Source organism: Geodermatophilus sp. TF02-6 (genome assembly GCF_003319115.1).
Lineage (GTDB): Bacteria > Actinomycetota > Actinomycetes > Mycobacteriales > Geodermatophilaceae > Geodermatophilus.
This window is the reverse complement of sequence record NZ_QOHF01000002.1, coordinates 49,396-66,271: the sequence shown is the minus strand read 5'-3', so window position 1 is coordinate 66,271 and position 16,876 is coordinate 49,396. Positions and strand designations below refer to the sequence as shown.

Below are 16,876 nucleotides of genomic sequence, written 5' to 3'. Positions count from 1 at the left end.
CACGGCCCGGGAATCCCTGCGCTCCGGGTGCGCGGACCGTTGCGGGTCGTCACCATGGGTGCCCGGACCGCCCGGGTCCGCCGCACCGCCGCCGAGCCGAGGAGGCCACCGTGATCGAGCGACCGCCGCAGCGCGAGCCGGTACCGGGCAGCCCCGGCGCTCCGGCGCCGGTCGCGACGACCGGCCGGTCGGTGCTGGTCCTCGACCCTCACGCGGACGCCGCGGCCACGGTGCGGCAGGTCGCCGGGCTCTCCGACGTCGCCGACTCCCGCGACTTCGAACCCGCGGACGTCGACGCGCTGGGACTGCGGCAGGCCGAGGCGGTCGTCTTCCCCGAGCTGGGGCTGGCCGTGGCCGGCCTCGACCCGGACCAGGTGGCGGCCGCGGGGTCGGTGGTGACGGTGACCCCGGAGCTGGTGCACCACGTCCTGCCGGAGATCCCGGCCGGCTACCTCGCCGGCTACCGGGACGCGGTCACCGACCTGACCGGGCGGCTGCTCGACCAGATCGGGGACGGGCAGGCGCCCGGCGGGCCGGCGTACAGCGACACCCCGCAGTACACCTGGGGGCTGCAGGCCACCGGGGTCGTCGGCTCCCCGCGGTCGGGTCGGGGGATCCGGGTCGCCGTCCTCGACACCGGCTTCGACGCCACGCACCCCGACTTCGCCGGCCGGGCGGTCACCGCGACGTCGTTCGTGCCGGGGGAGTCCCCGCAGGACGGGTACGGGCACGGGACGCACTGCGTCGGCACCGCCTGCGGGCCCCGGACGCCGGCGGGGACCCGTCGCTACGGCATCGCGTACGAGGCCGAGGTCTTCGTCGGCAAGGTGCTCGGCGACGAGGGCTCGGGCACCGACGCGCAGATCCTCGCCGGGATCGCCTGGGCGCTGCGCAACGGTTGCGCGGTCGTCTCCATGTCGCTGGGCGCGGACACCCCCGAGCCCAGCCCCGCCTACACCGCCGCGGGCCGCCGGGCACTCGGCCAGGGGACGCTCGTCGTGGCCGCGGCGGGCAACAACGCCGACCGGCGCCAGGGCGACGTGGGGTTCGTCGGCGCGCCGGCGAACAGCCCGCACGTGCTCGCCGTCGGCGCCCTGCAGCAGGACCTCGAGGTGGCCTGGTTCTCCGCCCGCAGCACCGACACCCCCGGCGGGCAGGTCGACCTGGCCGCGCCCGGCATCGACGTGTACTCCTCCTGGCCGATGCCCACCCGGTACAACACGATCAGCGGCACCAGCATGGCCACGCCGCACGTCGCCGGGCTGGCCGCGCTGTGGGCCGAGGAGACCGGCCTGCGCGGGCGGGACCTGTGGTGGGCGCTCACCCAGGCGGGCCGGCGGCTGACCGCGCCGTCGGCGGACGTCGGGGCGGGGCTGCTCACCGCGCCGCAGTGAACCGGCCGGCGGGGGTCCGCGGCGGCGCTACGGTGCGGGGATGACCGCTGTCATCGTCACCGTGGACGACGCCCACCGGACCCAGGTGGACACGGTCGCCCAGGAGCTGCGCGAGCGCGGGCTGCGCGTCGACCAGGTGCTCGACGAGATCGGCGTGATCTCCGGTCGGATGCCCACGGGTCGGCCGCTGGCCGCGCTGCAGGTGGACGGGGTGAGCTCGGTGGAGGAGGCCGGCCGCGTGCAGCTGCCCCCGCCGGACGCGCCGGTCCAGTGACGCTCACCCCTCCCCGGCGGCGGTGTCGGCGGCGAGGCCGGCGTGCTGCTCGCGCAGGTCGCGCTTGAGGATCTTGCCGCTGGGGTTCTTGGGCAGGGCGTCGGCCAGGACGACGTACTTGGGCTGCTTGAAGCCGGCCAGCCGTTCCCGGGTGTGGGCGCGCACGTCCGCAGCCGTCAGGTCCGCCCCCGTCTTGGGGACGACGACGGCGGTGACCGCCTCCACCCAGTACGGGTGGCTGATCCCGAAGACGGCGACCTCCGCCACGCCGTCCAGCGCGTAGATCGCCTCCTCGACCTCCCGGCTGGCGACGTTCTCCCCGCCGGTCTTGATCATGTCCTTCTTGCGGTCGACGACCGTGAGGTAGCCGTCCTCGGTCATCACCCCGAGGTCGCCGGAGTGGAACCAGCCGCCGCGGAACGCCTCCGCGGTCTTGTCCGGGTCGTCGTGGTAGCCCAGCGCCGCGTGCGGGCTGCGGTGGACGATCTCGCCGACCTGCCCGGGCGGGACCGGGCGGTCGTCGTCGTCGACGAGCACCGTCTCCACGTTGAGCGCCGCGCGGCCGGCCGAGCCGGCCCGTTCCAGCTGCTCGGACGGGCGCAGGATCGTCGCCAGCGGGCTCATCTCGGTCTGCCCGTAGAAGTTCCACAGGGCGACGTCGGGCAGCCGGCGGGCCAGTTCCCGCAGCACCTCGACCGGCATGGGGGAGGCGCCGTAGTAGCCCTTGCGCAGGCTGGAGAGGTCGGTGGTGTCGAAGGCGGGGTGCCGCAGCAGCGAGATCCACACCGTCGGCGGGCAGAAGAGCTTGGTCACCCGCTCCCGCTCGATCGCGGCCAGGATCGCCGCGGGGTCCGGGCCGGGCAGGATGATGCTGGTCGCGCCCAGGTAGACGTCGACGGAGAAGAAACAGTCCAGCTGGGCGCAGTGGTACATCGGCAGCGCGTGCACCTCGACGTCGTCGGCGCCCATCCCCCCGTCGACGGTGCAGCTGACGTACTGGGTGACCAGCGAGCGGCTGGACAGCACCACGCCCTTGGGGCGCGACTCCGTGCCGGAGGTGTACATCAGCCGCAGCGGGTCGTCGTCGGCCACCGCGATGTCGGGCGCGCCGTCGTCCCCGGTGCGCCACCACGGGTCGACGTCCTCCCACCCGGCGGTCGGCGCGGCCCCGGACGACGGGATCCACCCGCGCACGCCGTCCGTCAGCCCGGCGGTGGCCAGCGCCTTCTCCGCGGTGGGTGCCAGGGCGTCCTCGGCGACGATCCCGCGGGCCCCGGAGTGCCCGAGGATGTAGGCGATCTCGTCCGGGCCGAGCATGAAGTTGACCGGTACGAGCACGACGCCGAGCTTGGCGGTGGCGAACGCGAGCACCGCGAACTGCCAGCAGTTGTGCGACAGCAGGGCCAGCCGGTCGCCCTTGCCCAGCCCCCGTTCGGCCAGGGCGTGCGCGGTGCGGTTGACCGCCGCGTCGAACTCCGCGTACGTGACCCGCAGGTCGCCGGCGACGACGGCCGGCTTGTCGGGGTGGCGGCGGGCGGTGCGGTGCAGCAGGTCGCCGACGGAGTGCTGCCGGGCGCGGGCGACCGCGGCGGTGGGGGCGGAGGTGGGGTCGGCAGCCATGGGAACGGACCTCTCGCGGACGGCGGGTCGGGGCCGTCAGCCTGCCCTGCGGTGGGGTGCCACGGTACGGCTCGGCGCACGGCCGACCGGTCGGGCCACCGGCTGTGAGCCGACACACCGGCGGTTCCCACCCTGTCGTCATGTCGTCATGACGTATGTTCGGTGGGGACCCGGCCCGCGACTCGAGGGGGACAGCCGGTGCGCATCGGCATCCTGACCGGCGGGGGCGACTGCCCCGGCCTCAACGCCGTCATCCGCTCCGTCGTCCGCACCGCGGCGACCCACCACGGCAGCGAGGTGATCGGCTTCCGCGACGGCTGGCGCGGCCTGCTCGAGGACCGGACGACGCCGCTGGACGTCCCCGCCGTCGACGGCCTGCTGACCCGCGGGGGGACGACGCTGGGCTCGGCCCGCGTTCAGCCTGCGAAGCTGCACGCGGGGCTGGGCCGGATGACGGGTGTGCTGGCCGCGCACGACGTCGACGTGCTCATCCCGATCGGCGGCGAGGGCACGCTGACCGCCGCCCACCTGCTCTCGCAGGCCGGCGTCCCGGTCGTCGGCATCCCGAAGACGATCGACAACGACATCGACTGCACCGACCTGACCCTCGGCTTCGACACCGCGGTCAGCATCGCCACCGACCTGATCGACCGGCTGCACACCACCGCCGAGTCGCACCAGCGGGTGCTGCTGGTCGAGGTCATGGGCCGGCACGCCGGGTGGATCGCCCTGCACGCCGGCCTGGCCTCCGGCGCGCACATCACCCTGGTACCCGAGGAGCCGTTCGACGTCGCCGAGGTGGCCAAGATCGTCGAGGACCGCTTCGCCCGCGGGGACTCGCACGTCATCGGGGTGGTCGCCGAGGGGGCGCACCCGCTGCCCGACACGATGAGCGTCCGCGACGGCGGCGTGGACGAGTTCGGCCACAAGCGGTTCACCGGCGTCGCCCAGCAGCTGGGTGAGGAGCTGGAGCGGCGCACCGGCAAGGAGGTGCGCACCACCGTCCTCGGTCACGTGCAGCGCGGCGGCACCCCGACGTCGTTCGACCGGGTGCTGGCCACCCGCTTCGGCCTGCACGCGACGATCGCCGCGCACGAGGGCCGGCACGGGCAGATGGTCGCGCTGCGCGGCACCGAGATCGAGCTGGTGCCGCTGGCGCAGGCGGTCGCCCGGCTGAAGACGGTGACGCCCTCCCGGCTGGCCGAGACCGGCGCCTTCACCGGCTGACGCAGCGAGGCATCCCTCCCCGCGGACACGCGCCGCCTACGAGGGCGGTCGCTCCCCGTGCAGGCGGGCGACGTAGCGGTCGGCGGAGCGGCGGACGGTGGCCGCGCCGTCGTCGACGACGATGCGTCCCCACCAGCCGCCGTAGACGCGGTCGAAGCCGAACCGTTCGACGCGGCGGGCGATGTCGAGGACGGTGTGCTCGTCCAGGGGGATGAGGTTGGGAAAGCTCCACATGAAGCTGACCCACTCGCGGTCCTGGACCACGGTGATGGTGTCGCCGGTGAGCAGCGCGCCGCGGCCGTCCGCGCCGGCCGGCCAGTGCAGCACGGCCGCGCCGTCGAAGTGACCGCCGATGCGGGCCAGCGTCAGGCCGGGGACGGGCTCGACGTCGTCGTCGAACAGCTCGATCCGCGGCGAGGGCCGCTGGACCCACTGCCGGTCGGCGCGCGGAACGAGCACTCGAGCGTCGAAGGCGTCGGCGAACTCGACGTGGGCGGCGTAGAAGTGCGGGTGGGACGTGCAGATCGCGTCGATGCCGCCGAGATCGGCGATCCGGCGCCGGGCGTCGTCGTCGAGCAGGGAGATGCAGTCCCACAGGACGTTGCCGTGCGGAGTGCGGACGAGCAGCGCGCGCTGGCCGATCGCGAAGCTGGGCTGGACGCCGATCCCGACGAGGTCGGGTTCTTCCTCGCGCACCTCGACGCTGTGATCCCGGGCGAGGTCGGCCATGGTGGTCCACTGCTGGCCGTTCCAGCCGACGTACTGCCGTTCGTCCTCGCAGATCGGGCAGCGTTCCGGTGCGCGTTCGGTGTCGGGGTACTGGACGCCACAGGTGACGCAGATCCAGGCGGGCACCGCGGTTCTCCTCTGCCTCCGTCGACTCTGCCTCCGTCGACGACCCACCGCCACCGTGGGCGCCGGCCGACGTTCCGTCACCCGGGACACACCTGGTCTCGCCGATGCCCGGGAAGTGCAGGCCTGGGCCGAACGCCTGGGCGCGATCCGGTCGCGGGTCGGATCGGCGCGGTCGTCGTCGCGGCGTCGACCCGAACCGTCCGAGGTCTCGTCTCCGAGTTGGAGCTGACTCCGGACGACGACGGCGTGCCGACCACCTGCGTCGTCGACTCCGACCTGCACACGTTCCCCGAGGATGCGTTCCGCCGGTGGGTCACCAGCCTGTCGGCGGCACGGATGCAGCATGCGTGTCGTGTGCTCGCTGCGGCCACGGGATGCTGACCCGACCTGGCCGCCGCCTGCCCGCGGAACTGTGCAACAGCCCTACCGATAGCAGTAGGAGTCGGAGGACGCGTCCCCGCCCTGCAGCCGGACCTGGTGCGGCCGCAGCCCGCGCCAGTCGTCGCCGTGCGGGAAGAACCGCTCGTCGAGGGTCATCCCGCCGGCCTGCGGATCGGTGTCGATCTTCGCCATCCACGAACCGCAGCCGGCGGGGAAGAACTGGTCGTCCCAGGCGCCGTAGAGCGAGTTGGTCAGGTACACCCGCCGTCCGTCGCGGCTGATCTCCACCATCTGCGGCCCGCCGGCCAGCGGCTCGTCCGGCGCGGCCGGGTGCGGGGTCCTCCGGACGACGCCGCCCAGGTGCACCGAGCCGACCTCGCGCGGGTGCGCGGGGTCGGTGACGTCGAACTGCTTGAGCTCGCCGATGCCCCAGCAGGACACGTACAGCATCCGGTCGTCGACCGACAGGTCGATGTCGGTGACCAGCGGCGGCACCGCGGCGAAGGGCTGCAGCGCCGGCGGGAGGTCGGCGGGGTCGGCCGGCTCGGCGGGGATGGTGATGACCTTCTCGGCCCGCCACTCGTCGCCGTCGCGGAACCAGCGCCACACCGACGCCGACAGGTCGGCGGTGGAGACGACGACGCCGGCGAAGCCCCAGGTGGCGTCCGGATCGTGGGAGGGCCGCAGCTCCAGCACCATCTGGTGCTCGGCGCCGAGGTCGACCGTCTGCCGGAGCCGGCCCTCCGCCAGGTCCCAGAAGTGCAGCCGGTGGCCGTACCGGTTGGCCAGCAGCTGCTCGGGCACCAGCCCGTCCTCGATCATGTCCGGCGTGCCCCACTCGCTGGAGACCAGCGTGTTCTGGTTGAGGTGCCACCAGGCGTCGTAGGCCAGGTACTGGTCCCCACGGTCGGTCTCCCACGCCCGCAGCACGTCGAAGGTGGCGTGGTCGAGCAGCGCGATCCCGCCGGGTCCGTCCCCGTCCGCCGTCCCGCCCAGGCAGGTGAGGAAGACGCCGTCCGGGCCGCAGTGCAGGGTGTGCGGGCGCGAGTAGCCGGCCTTCTCGGCCAGCTCCGCGGCCTCGATGGTCTTGTGCAGCACCGGGTTGCGCGGGTCGGGCTGGGTGTCGTAGACGTGGATCCGGGAGCTGCGCAGGCCGGGCAGCAGCAGGTAGCGCCGCTGCAGGCTGTCGTCCCCCATGTCGTGGCCCTCGTGCTTGAGGGCGCTGGAGCAGGCGTTCCAGCCGAAGTGGTGCAGCTCGTCGCCGATCGTGGGCAGCTCCGCCCAGCCGACCACGGTCCCGTAGCCGGCCGAGGCCGGGTCGACGTCGACGACGGCCAGGGCGTCGGGTCGCTCGGCGGCGCGGTCGAAGGCGACCACGTAGGCCAGCTGCTCGGTCGGGGCGGCGATCGCCTCGGCCGCGCTGCGGTAGAAGGTCGGGTCGGTGGTCGTCGGCGAGCTCATGGCGGACCTCCAGCGCATGCGGGGACCCTGACCCTCCCGCGCAACGCGCTCCGGGGGAAGACCTCTGGGCTCTGCCGTCCCTCACCGGCAGGTCGACCCACAGCAGCCCTCGCACGCGGGTTGCTTCCTCGAGAACGGCTCGGAAGTCCCCCTCACGCGCTGCGTCCGATGAACAGGTACTCCTTCACGTTGCGGCGCGTCGCAGCTCCATGTGTGCCGAAGCTGTACTTGTGATCCACTTCTCGCACTTCGACGTCGTCTTTCACGCGCTTGAGCAACTCCAGTATGCGAGCGGCGTCAGGTACGGCATTCGATGAGTACGAGAGGACGATCGTCCCCGAACTGGCGAATCGCTCGAAGGTGCGCTGCAGCGCGTCCTCGATCGTCCTCTTGTAGGCAAAAGGCGTGAAACGCTTGGCCAGCTTCTTCGTCTTCGTGTTCTCCATGATGGTCGAGCCGCGCCAGTAGTTGCTGAGGCCCTCGAGGAAGTGATAGCGCTTGATGTAGTCGTTGTCATCGGAGGGCGGCGCATACGGTGGGTCCAGGTACACCAGGTCGTAGGGGCCGGCGTCGATCTCGAACACCTCGCCTTGTGAGGCCCGGCTGACCCGTCCGTTGTCGAACACCACGGCGTTGTACTCGGCGGCGCGCTCCCGGAAGTGCCGGCGCAGTGACAGCTCGAGGTCCCGACGGCCATCGACATAGCGGTTGGCGTCCGTGAACGTGAAGACCCCCCGCGGCTGGCGCCTGGCGGCGGACAGCACGAGTGCGGAGATGGCCAGGTCCTTCTCGGCGCCTTCCAGGCGGTCGATGTGAGACCAGGCCGAGTCGAGGAAACGACGATCCTGCTCGGTGAAGTACAACCCCTCGAAAGTCGTGCTGATGAAGTCGCGGTCATCGGCGGAGGGGCCGCAGATGGTCTCGATGGCCTCCTCGCTCAGGATGACGTCACTGTTGACCGTCGTCGCACGGGCGATCACGGAGGGGAAGTTGAGGTAGTCGCTGCTCGTGACCGAACAACCCTGGCACTTGAGCAGGTAGCTCACGACACCGGAGCCCGAAAAGGGATCAGCAGCCGTCTCGCCGCCTACTTCGGCGAAGACGTCAGCCAGATGGGGCACCAAGCGGTACTTCGACCCCATGTACCTCAACCGCGGGAACGTCGCTGCTCGGGTCATCACATCGGGGGCGATGAGGGCAGCCGGTCGTTCCGGAAGAGCGGTCACGCCCGGAGTCTGACCGATGGCAGTGACGGAACCGGGCACCTGTGGTCCGGCGCGGCGGTGCGCCGGCCCCTGTGCCGAACGACCACCCCGCCGCATCACCTGACGGTGGTCGAACGTGCCCACACGAGCCGGTCGCTCGGTGTGGGTCGCCCGGGTCATCAGCCTCCGGGCGCAGCGCGGCCAGCTGAGGAGATGCGCGACCACCGCGGAGAGGTACGACCCGTCGGGGAGGGCCGAGCTCCTCGACCTGCCGGGCCGGCGGCCGGTGGGTAGCGTCCGGGTCCTCTGGTGGCGACGACAGGAGACCCGGTGCCCGAGACCACGATCCCCGGTGCGGCCAGTGCACCGCAGCTGCGTGCCCACCTCGCCGTCCCGCCGTTGGGGGAGGGGCCGTGGCCGGGCGTGGTGGTGGTCCACGAGGCGTTCGGGCTGACCGACGACACCCGCCAGCAGGCCGACCGGCTGGCCGCGGCCGGCTACCTCGCCGTCGCCCCGGACCTGTTCACCGCCGGCGGGGCCCTGCGGTGCCTGCGGCGCACCTTCCGCGACCTGCTGCGCCAGGAGGGCCCGGCCTTCGGCGACCTGGAGGCCACCCGCCGCTGGCTGGCCGAGCGGCCGGACTGCACCGGGCAGGTCGGCGTCATCGGCTTCTGCATGGGCGGCGGCTTCGCCCTCCTGGCCGCTCCGCGCGGCTTCGACGCCGCGGCGCCCAACTACGGGGTCGTGCCGAAGAACGCCGAGGAGGTGCTTGCCGGCGCGTGCCCGGTCGTCGCCAGTTTCGGCGCCCGGGACCGCGGGCTGCGGGGGGCGGCACAGCGGCTGGAGGGCGTGCTCACCCGGCACGGCGTGCCGCACGACGTCCACGAGTACCCCGACGCCGGTCACTCGTTCATGAACCGGCACAACAGCGGGCCACTGGCCGTCGTGGAGCGGATCGGCGGGCTGAGCTACCACCATCCCTCGGCCGAGGACGCCTGGACGCGGATCCTGCGCTTCTTCGACACCCACCTGCGGGAAGGACCCCGTCCTCCCCACCCTTCGCAGGCTCAGGGCGGCCCCCGGGACGGAGCCGTGGACGGCAGCGCCTAGGTGGTCCGGGCCTGGCGCCGCCGGCGGTGGGCGGCCATGCGCACCGGCGCGTCGGCGCTGCCGTAGCCGTCGTAGCCGCCCAGGCGCTGCACCACCTCGAAGAACACCCGGTCACCGAGGACCTCGGTGGCCAGGTGCAGGTAGCCGCCGGCCGCGTCCTCCTCGTACATGAGCCCGTGCTCGCGGATCGCGGCCACCAGGTCCGCGGGGAGGTCGAAGCGGGACACCAGGTCGTCGGCGTAGTTGGCCGGCAGCGGCAGCAGCGGCGCGCCGGCTTTCCGCAGCCGCCGCGCCGTCGCAACCAGGTCGGCGGTGGCGAACGCGACGTACTGCGGCTCGGGGACCCCCGGTGCCCAGCCGCCGCGGCGCAGCGCGGCGGCGGACAGCGCCAGGCGCACCGCCCGGCCGGGGTCGGTGACCGCGCGGGTGCGCACCAGCCCGAAGGGGGCGGCTAGCTCGGTGACCTCCTGCGGCTCCAGGCCCAGCACCGCACGGTAGAACGACCCGGCCTCGTCGAAGGAGTCGAACGGCTGGGTGAGGCCGACGTGGTCGACGCCGGTGATCCCGGCGCCCGGCCCGGCCTGCGCCCCGGTGGGCAGGAAGTCGGCCGGCCAGCCGTCGGGGACGGTGCGGGCGAAGAAGACCTGGGTTCTGTCGGGGGCGGCGACGGCGGACAGCTCGGCCTCCGCCGTACCCCGGGTGCGGGGGAGGACCGGGGCGCTCATCGCCTCGGCGCGGGCGGCCGAGCGCCCCGGGTCGCTGCTCTCCAGGCCCAGGGCGGCCACCGAGGCGATGCCGGCCACCGAGGCGATGCCGGCCACCGAGGCCACGCCGGCCGCGGCCGGCCGGACGACGGAGGCGTTGACCAGCACCCGCGCCCGGCCCTGCTCCCACAGCTGCACCGGCTTGGAGCGGTGCTGGCCGGTGTGCGCGAAGCCCAGCTGCTCGAGGACGGCGGCCACCCGCGGCCCGGAGACGCCGTCCACGCCGAGCTCGGTGAACGACCACCCGGACAGCGCCGGCGCGGCCGGGGGCAGCGGGAGCCCGGCGTCCGGGCAGCGCAGCGCGAGCGCCTCGGCCAGCCACTGCAGCGAGCGCATCGCGTCGACCGCCGTCCGGGCCGGGTCGGACTGCCGGTAGACGTCGTTGAAGACCTCGAGCGAGAGCGGCCCGGCGTAGCCGGTGGCGAACACCGCGGCGACGAAGCCGGGCAGGTCGAAGGCGCCCTGCCCCGGGAAGAGGCGGTGGTGGCGGCTCCACTGCAGCACGTCCATCCGCAGCTGCGGCGCGTCGGCCAGCTGGAGGAAGAACAGCTCCTCGCCGGGCACCTCGGCGAAGCCGGCCGGGTCCCCGCCGCGGGAGAGCACGTGGAAGCTGTCCAGGCACAGCCCGAGGGCGGGGGAGCCGACCCGGCGGACGGCGTCCCAGCTGCGCTCCCAGGTGGAGACGTGCCGGCCCCAGGCCAGCGCCTCGTAGGCGATCCGCAGGCCGCGCTCGCCGGCGGAGGCGGCGGCGGTGGCCAGCTGCTCGGCGAGCAGGTCGGCGTCGGCGACGGCGTCGGGCGCGACCGACGAGCAGACCAGCACGGTGTCCGCGCCGAGGGCCGCCATCACGTCGAACTTGGCGGCCAGCCGGCGCAGGTTGCGCGCGAAGCGTTCCGGGTCGGTGGAGTCCAGGTCGCGGAAGGGCTGGTAGAGGTCGATCGCCAGGCCGAGGTCGGCGCAGCGGGCGGCCAGCTCGGCCGGCGACCACGGGGAGGCGACCAGGTCGGGTTCGAACACCTCGACGCCGTCGAACCCGGCGGCCGCCGCCGCGGCGAGCTTGTCCTCGAGCGTGCCGGACAGGCAGACCGTGGCGATCGAGCGGCGACCCCGTCCCGTGGCCCCCTGCCGGGTCCCTGGCCCCGTCTCGGGTCCCGCCCCGAGCTTGCGAGGGGTGGGGAAGACGGGGTCCTTCTCCGAGGGGCGGGGAGGACGAGCGGCCCCCTGCAGGGTCCCGCCGCGAGCTTGCGAGTGGCGGGGGGCAGGGGGTCCTTTGTCAGCCGATCCGGACATCGGAGCCGGTTGCCGCGACCAGCGTGGTGAAGTGCGCCAGCATCCGCTCGGCGTCGGGCTCCACGCCGGTGAACAGCCGGAAGGCGTCCACGGCCTGGAAGACCGCCATGCCGCCGCCGTCGAGCACCCGGCAGCCGAGCGCTCGCGCGGTGCGCACCAGCTCGGTCCGCAGCGGCCGGTAGACGATGTCGGCGACCCACAGGTCCGGGCGCAGCAGCCCGGCCGGCAGCGGCAGCCCCGGGTGGGCGGCCATGCCGGTGGGGGTGGCGTGCACCAGCCCGTCGGCCTCGCCCACCGGGACGGTCAGCGCCGCGAGGTCGCCGGCGGCGGCGCGCCCGGCGCCGAAGCGCGCGCGCAGCGACGCGGCCAGCCGGCCCGCGCGCGAGGCGTCCACGTCGACCACGGTCAGCCGGTGGGTGCCGAGGGTGAGCAGCGCGTGGGCGACCCCGGCGCCGGCCCCGCCGGCCCCGAGCAGCACGACCCGGCCGAGGGCGGCGTCGGGCAGCCCCCGGTCGAAGGCCCGGGCGAAGCCGGACCAGTCGGTGTTGTGGCCGACCGCCCGTCCCTCGCGCAGGACGACGGTGTTCACCGCGCCGAGGGCCTCGGCGTCGGGGGAGAGCTCGTCGAGGTGGCGCAGCACCACCTGCTTGCACGGGTGGGTGACGTTGAGCCCGTCGTAGCCGGCCAGCCGGGCCGCGGTGAGGACCTCGCCGACGGCGGTGGCCGGCAGCCCCAGCCGGTCGAGGTCGAGCCGGCGGTACAGGTAGCGGATGCCCAGCTCGTCGGCCTCCCGCTCGTGCAGCAGCGGGGTGAGCGAGGGACCGATGCCGCAGCCGACCAGGCCGGCCAGGAAGCTCGGTGAGCCGGACGTCATGGGCCGTCTCCTCCCCATGTACCAGTTGGTGAGTTGTTACAGGGGACCACATCGGCCCGGCGGGCGCCAGTCCGGGCTGAGCCCGGGGCGGCCCTACGCTGCTCGCAGGTCCCCGTCCAGGCTGGAGGAAGCCGTGACCGCGCGTCCGTCCGAGGGGGTGGAGCCTGCCGCCACCCCGCCGTCAGGTGGGCCCGTGCGGGTGCGCGACGCCGACCGCACACGGGCGGAGATCCTCGAGGTCGCCACCGCGGAGTTCGCCGACCGGGGCTACGCCGGGGCCCGGGTCAACGAGATCGCCGACAAGCTGAGCACCACCAAGCGGATGATCTACTACTACTTCGGCGGCAAGGAGCAGCTCTACGTCGCCGTCCTGGAGCAGGCCTACAACCGCATCCGCGGCCTGGAGCAGCAGGTCGACGTGGAGCACCTCGACCCGGTCGAGGCGATCCGCGAGCTCGCCGGCCTGACCTTCGACCACCACGAGGCGCACCCGGAGTTCATCCGCCTGGTCAGCATCGAGAACATCCACCGTGCCGAGCACATCACCCGCTCCGAGGTGCTCTCCGGGCTGGCCACCCCCGCCCTCGACGTCCTCGGCCGGATCCTGGAGCGGGGCCGGGACGCCGGGGTGTTCCGGGACGACGTCGACGCCCTCGACGTGCACCAGGTGATCAGCGCCTTCTGCGTCTTCCGGACGGCGAACCGGCACACGTTCGGCGCCATCTTCGGCCGCGACGTGCTAGACCCGGCCCGCCGCGAGCACCAGCGGCGGATGCTCGGCGACCTCGTGGTCGACTGGCTGACCGTGCGCTGAGGTGTCCTGCACGGCCCGCGCCGCAGGCTTGACACGGTGACGGCGGTCACCTCACCATTTGGTACGTAACCAAACGGTACATAGCCGCTCGCGCCCTCCACCGAGGGCAGGGCGGTACGGGGGCCGGGGATCCCGGCCGCTGTCCACTGCACCGCCGTCCCGAAGAAGGGCCCTCACCGCCCTCCGGCACGACGAGATCGCTGCCGCCGCGCCCCGCAGGAGACCGACATGAGCACGACCACCGCCTCGGGCGGGACCACGCACGTGCACACACCGCGCAAGGCCGCCGTCGCCAGCTTCGTCGGCAGCATGCTCGAGTACTACGACTTCTTCATCTACGGAGCGGCCGCCGGGCTGGTCTTCCCGGAGGTGTTCTTCCCGGAGAGCGACCCGTCCACGGGCACGCTGCTGTCCCTGGCCACCTTCGGCGTCGCCTACGTCGCCCGGCCCCTGGGCGCGGTCGTCATCGGCCACTTCGGCGACAAGGTCGGCCGCAAGCGCATGCTCGTGCTCACCTTGCTGATGATGGGGGCCTCGACGTTCCTCATCGGCGCGCTGCCGTCCTACGGCGCGATCGGGGTGGCCGCCCCGGTGCTGCTGGTCCTGCTGCGCATCCTGCAGGGGCTCTCGGCCGCCGGCGAGCAGAGCGGCGCCAACTCGATGACGCTGGAGCACGCCCCCGAAGGCCGGCGGGGGTTCTTCACCAGCTTCACCCTCGAGGGCACGCAGGCGGGCCTGATCCTGGCCAACGTGGTCTTCCTCCTGGTCGCCCTGCTGCCCGAGGACCAGTTGCTGTCCTGGGGCTGGCGGATCCCGTTCTTCCTGTCCGCGCTGGTCGTCGCCGTCGGCTACTGGGTGCGCCGCTCCCTGCCCGAGACGCCGGAGTTCGAGCGGGTCGAGGACGAGCACACCGTCGCCAAGCTCCCCGTCGCCGTCCTGTTCCGCGACCACTGGGCCGCGGTGCTGCGGGTGGTCCTGTGCGCCCTGGTCTCGGTGGTCAGCACGATCATCGGCACCTGGTCGCTCGCCCACGGCACCAACGTGGTGGGGCTGGAGCGTTCGACCCTGCTGTGGATGGTGATCCTGTCCAACGTGGTCGCGCTCGGCGTGCTGCCGCTGTGGGCGATGCTGTCCGACCGGATCGGCCGCCGTCCGGTGTTCGCCTTCGGGGCGCTGGGCTCGGCCGTGGCGGCGTTCCCCTTCCTGTGGGCGCTGCAGCACGGCAACGTCGCGCTGGTCTTCGTGTTCGGCATCGGCCTGTCCGGTGTCCTGTACTCGGCGGCCAACGGCGTGTGGCCCTCCCTCTACGGGGAGATGTTCGACACCCGGGTCCGGTACTCCGGCATGGCCATCGGCACCCAGATCGGCTTCGCCCTCGGCGGGTTCTCGCCGGTGATCGCCGCCGCGATCGTCGGCGGGGGCCCCGACGGCTGGTGGCCGGTCGCGTTCCTGACCGCCGGCGCCGCCGCCGTCGCCGGGCTGTGCGCCCTCACCGCGCGGGAGACCGCGCACGTGCCGCTGGAGCAGCTCGGCCGCACGGACGCCACCCCGCGCGACCGGCAGCTGGTCGGCGCCTGAGAAAGGACCCCGCTGCTCCCCACCCCTCGTCGAAGGACCCCCTGCCCCCCGCCACTCGCAAGCTCGCGCCGGGACCCTGCAGGGGGCCAGCGGGACCCTGCAGCGGGGCCGGGCGCCGGCTCTCCGGCCGGGGCCCGCGGCCGTCCCCCGAGGAGGCGTGCTCGTGTCCGTGCGGGTCGAGACCACCGCCGGCCCCGTCGTCGGCCGGTCGGCGGACGGCGTCCGCAGCTGGCGCGGCGTCCCGTACGCCCGTGCCGAGCGGTTCGGCCCGGCGCGGCCGGTGGCGTCCTGGGTCGAGCCCCTCGACGCCACGCGGCGGGGGCCGGTCGGCGTGCAGCACCTGCCGAGCGGGGACCTGACCGGCGTCGAGGAGTGCCTGACCCTCGACGTGTACGCCCCGGCGGAGGCCGACGCCCCGCTGCCGGTGCTGTTCTGGGTGCACGGCGGCGCGTTCCAGACCGGCGCCGCCGCCGACTACGACGGGTCGGCGCTCGCCGCGACCGGCCCGGCCGTCGTGGTCGCGGTCTCCTACCGGCTGGGCCCGCTCGGGTTCCTGCAGCTGGGCACGGCCGACGACCCCGAGCCCAGCCCGGCGGTGACCGACCTGCTCGCCGCCCTCGACTGGGTGCGGCGGGAGGTCGCCGGCTTCGGCGGGGACCCCGACCGGTTCGCCCTCGCCGGCCAGTCCGCCGGCGCCAGCCTGGTCTGCGCGCTGCTCGCCACGCCGGCGGGGCGGCGGGCCCGCGCGGCGGTCGCCTTCTCGATCGGCGGGCTCCCCGAGGAGCCGGCCGCGGCCGTGGACGTCGCGGCCCGGGTGCTGGCCCGCCTGGGCGTGGACCGCACCGACCGGGCGCGGCTGGGCGAGCTGCCGGTCGCGGCGGTGCTGGCCGCGGCGCGGGAGGTGGCGGGACGGAGCCGGCGCGAGCGGCTCGGCGGCGTGCTGTTCGGCCCGGTCGTCGACGGCGCCGTCCTGCCCGAGCGGCCGGTGGACGCCGTCGCCCGCGGCGATCTGCGGGCGACTCCCCTGTGGCTGGGCTCCTGCCGCGACGAGATGGCGCTGTTCCTGCAGGGCGGCGCGGACGGCGCGGCCGCGGTGGCGCACAGGCGGGTCGGGGCCGCGGAGTTCGGCCGGCTGCTCGGCGTCTACACGCGGACGGCGCGGCCGGGGGAGGACCCGCTGCAGGCGCTGCTCACCGACGAGATGTGGGTGCGCCCGGCCTGGCAGCTGGCCGAGGCGCAGGCGGCGGCCGGTGGGCGGGTGTGGCTGAGCCGCTTCGACCACGCGCCGTCCCTGCCGCCGTTCGACCGGCTCGGCCCCACCCACGGCGCGGACAACGCCTGCCTGTGGGCGCACCCGCCGCGGTTCGTCGAGCGGCCGCTGCTGGCCCGCCCGGCCGCGGGCATGGACCCGGCCGACCTGGCGGTCACCGCGGCGCTGCACGGGTCGGTGCTGTCCGTGGTGCGCGGCGGGACGCCGGCCGCCGGCGTCCTCGACCGGTGGCGGCCCTACCAGCCGGGCTCGCGCTGCGTCGCGCTCCTCGACGCGGCGCCCCGGCTGGTCGCCGACCCGGACGCCGAGCGCCGCCGCGCCTGGGCGGGCTGACCCGGTCGGGGATCAGTGCAGGCGGGTCCGCCAGTCGGCGGGCACCCGGCCGCGCGGACCGGGCGCCGGCTGGTCGCTCGGGTGGTGCCCGGGCGGGGCGAGCTCGGGGCCGTCGACGACGCCTTCGCGGGTGAAGTCCCAGAACCACCTCTCGCCGGGCTCGAAGCTCCGGATGACCGGGTGCCCGGCCTCGGCCGCGTGCCGGCGGGCGTGTCGCGACGGCGAGGAGTCGCAGCAGCCCACGTGCCCGCACTGGGCGCAGCGGCGCAGGTGGAACCACCACCCGCCGCTCACCTCGCACTCCACGCAGCCGGTGCCGCTGGGCGGCACCGACGGGTCGATCCCGACGCTGGTCACGGCGTCCCCCGTTCAATCGTCGGGGCGGTGTCCGTCCACGGTAGGGACGGCGGACCACGACCGGAACCC

Annotated in this window: 14 protein-coding genes; 7 read left to right on the top strand and 7 right to left on the bottom strand. The window is 74.3% G+C overall.

The annotated features are described in order from the left end of the window. Positions 1–110 precede the first annotated feature (110 nt). The gene (locus DQ238_RS02355; RefSeq protein ID WP_199506092.1) at positions 111–1,394 is read left to right on the top strand and encodes a S8 family serine peptidase; all 1,284 of its coding nucleotides are present in this window, start codon (positions 111–113) and stop codon (positions 1,392–1,394) included. 40 nt (positions 1,395–1,434) lie between these two features. After that, entirely contained in the window at positions 1,435–1,668 is a 234-nt protein-coding gene (locus DQ238_RS02350; protein ID WP_113779709.1) for a hypothetical protein, read from the top strand. Positions 1,669–1,671: 3 nt separating this feature from the next. Here DQ238_RS02350 and DQ238_RS02345 read toward each other — a convergent pair whose 3' ends face one another. Beyond that, positions 1,672–3,288, bottom strand: a complete 1,617-nt coding sequence (locus DQ238_RS02345) for an acyl-CoA synthetase (RefSeq protein WP_113779708.1) — start codon at positions 3,286–3,288, stop codon at positions 1,672–1,674. A 198-nt stretch (positions 3,289–3,486) separates the two neighbouring features. Here DQ238_RS02345 and DQ238_RS02340 point away from each other — a divergent pair, with 198 nt between their 5' ends. Then, the gene (locus DQ238_RS02340) at positions 3,487–4,515 is read left to right on the top strand and encodes an ATP-dependent 6-phosphofructokinase (protein WP_113779707.1); all 1,029 of its coding nucleotides are present in this window, start codon (positions 3,487–3,489) and stop codon (positions 4,513–4,515) included. A 36-nt stretch (positions 4,516–4,551) separates the two neighbouring features. Here DQ238_RS02340 and DQ238_RS02335 read toward each other — a convergent pair whose 3' ends face one another. The 3 genes from DQ238_RS02335 to DQ238_RS02325 form a co-directional block, all read right to left on the bottom strand. After that, a complete protein-coding gene (locus tag DQ238_RS02335) occupies positions 4,552–5,370 on the bottom strand; it encodes an MBL fold metallo-hydrolase (protein WP_113779706.1) in 819 nt (272 codons plus the stop codon). 423 nt (positions 5,371–5,793) lie between these two features. Continuing rightward, positions 5,794–7,212 (bottom strand): selenium-binding protein SBP56-related protein, encoded by a 1,419-nt coding sequence (locus tag DQ238_RS02330; protein ID WP_113779705.1) that lies wholly within the window; start codon positions 7,210–7,212, stop codon positions 5,794–5,796. Between the two features lie 152 nt (positions 7,213–7,364). Then, positions 7,365–8,642 (bottom strand): DNA adenine methylase, encoded by a 1,278-nt coding sequence (locus DQ238_RS02325; RefSeq protein ID WP_199506091.1) that lies wholly within the window; start codon positions 8,640–8,642, stop codon positions 7,365–7,367. 105 nt (positions 8,643–8,747) lie between these two features. Between DQ238_RS02325 and DQ238_RS02320 the strand changes: the two genes are divergently transcribed. Further along, entirely contained in the window at positions 8,748–9,527 is a 780-nt protein-coding gene (locus tag DQ238_RS02320) for a dienelactone hydrolase family protein (protein ID WP_113779704.1), read from the top strand. On the opposite strand, the gene DQ238_RS02315 is transcribed toward DQ238_RS02320, so the two are convergent. Both DQ238_RS02315 and DQ238_RS02310 read right to left on the bottom strand, forming a co-directional pair. Then, the gene (locus DQ238_RS02315; protein ID WP_305037554.1) at positions 9,524–11,371 is read right to left on the bottom strand and encodes a sugar phosphate isomerase/epimerase and 4-hydroxyphenylpyruvate domain-containing protein; all 1,848 of its coding nucleotides are present in this window, start codon (positions 11,369–11,371) and stop codon (positions 9,524–9,526) included. The two genes, DQ238_RS02320 and DQ238_RS02315, sit on opposite strands and share 4 nt — an antisense overlap. Positions 11,372–11,564: 193 nt before the next feature. After that, the gene (locus DQ238_RS02310; RefSeq protein ID WP_113779702.1) at positions 11,565–12,455 is read right to left on the bottom strand and encodes a shikimate dehydrogenase; all 891 of its coding nucleotides are present in this window, start codon (positions 12,453–12,455) and stop codon (positions 11,565–11,567) included. 193 nt (positions 12,456–12,648) lie between these two features. Here DQ238_RS02310 and DQ238_RS02305 point away from each other — a divergent pair, with 193 nt between their 5' ends. From DQ238_RS02305 to DQ238_RS02295, 3 genes are all read left to right on the top strand, one after another. Beyond that, complete coding sequence (locus DQ238_RS02305) at positions 12,649–13,269, top strand: TetR/AcrR family transcriptional regulator (protein ID WP_233495646.1); 621 nt, start codon at positions 12,649–12,651, stop codon at positions 13,267–13,269. 228 nt (positions 13,270–13,497) lie between these two features. Continuing rightward, positions 13,498–14,847, top strand: a complete 1,350-nt coding sequence (locus tag DQ238_RS02300) for an MFS transporter (RefSeq protein ID WP_113779700.1) — start codon at positions 13,498–13,500, stop codon at positions 14,845–14,847. A gap of 163 nt (positions 14,848–15,010) precedes the next feature. Then, positions 15,011–16,450 carry a carboxylesterase family protein gene (locus tag DQ238_RS02295; protein ID WP_158550693.1) on the top strand — a complete coding sequence of 480 codons (1,440 nt, stop codon included), beginning with the start codon at positions 15,011–15,013 and terminating at the stop codon, positions 16,448–16,450. Positions 16,451–16,462: 12 nt separating this feature from the next. Here DQ238_RS02295 and DQ238_RS02290 read toward each other — a convergent pair whose 3' ends face one another. Further along, positions 16,463–16,807, bottom strand: a complete 345-nt coding sequence (locus DQ238_RS02290; RefSeq protein ID WP_113779698.1) for a UBP-type zinc finger domain-containing protein — start codon at positions 16,805–16,807, stop codon at positions 16,463–16,465. Positions 16,808–16,876: the final 69 nt, after the last annotated feature.

Coding starts and splice junctions, on each gene's coding strand:
- DQ238_RS02350 (WP_113779709.1), top strand. CDS start 1,435: ATGACCGCTGTCATCGTCACCGTGGACGACGCCCACCGGACCCAGGTG.
- DQ238_RS02345 (WP_113779708.1), bottom strand. CDS start 3,288: ATGGCTGCCGACCCCACCTCCGCCCCCACCGCCGCGGTCGCCCGCGCC.
- DQ238_RS02330 (WP_113779705.1), bottom strand. CDS start 7,212: ATGAGCTCGCCGACGACCACCGACCCGACCTTCTACCGCAGCGCGGCC.
- DQ238_RS02310 (WP_113779702.1), bottom strand. CDS start 12,455: ATGACGTCCGGCTCACCGAGCTTCCTGGCCGGCCTGGTCGGCTGCGGC.
- DQ238_RS02300 (WP_113779700.1), top strand. CDS start 13,498: ATGAGCACGACCACCGCCTCGGGCGGGACCACGCACGTGCACACACCG.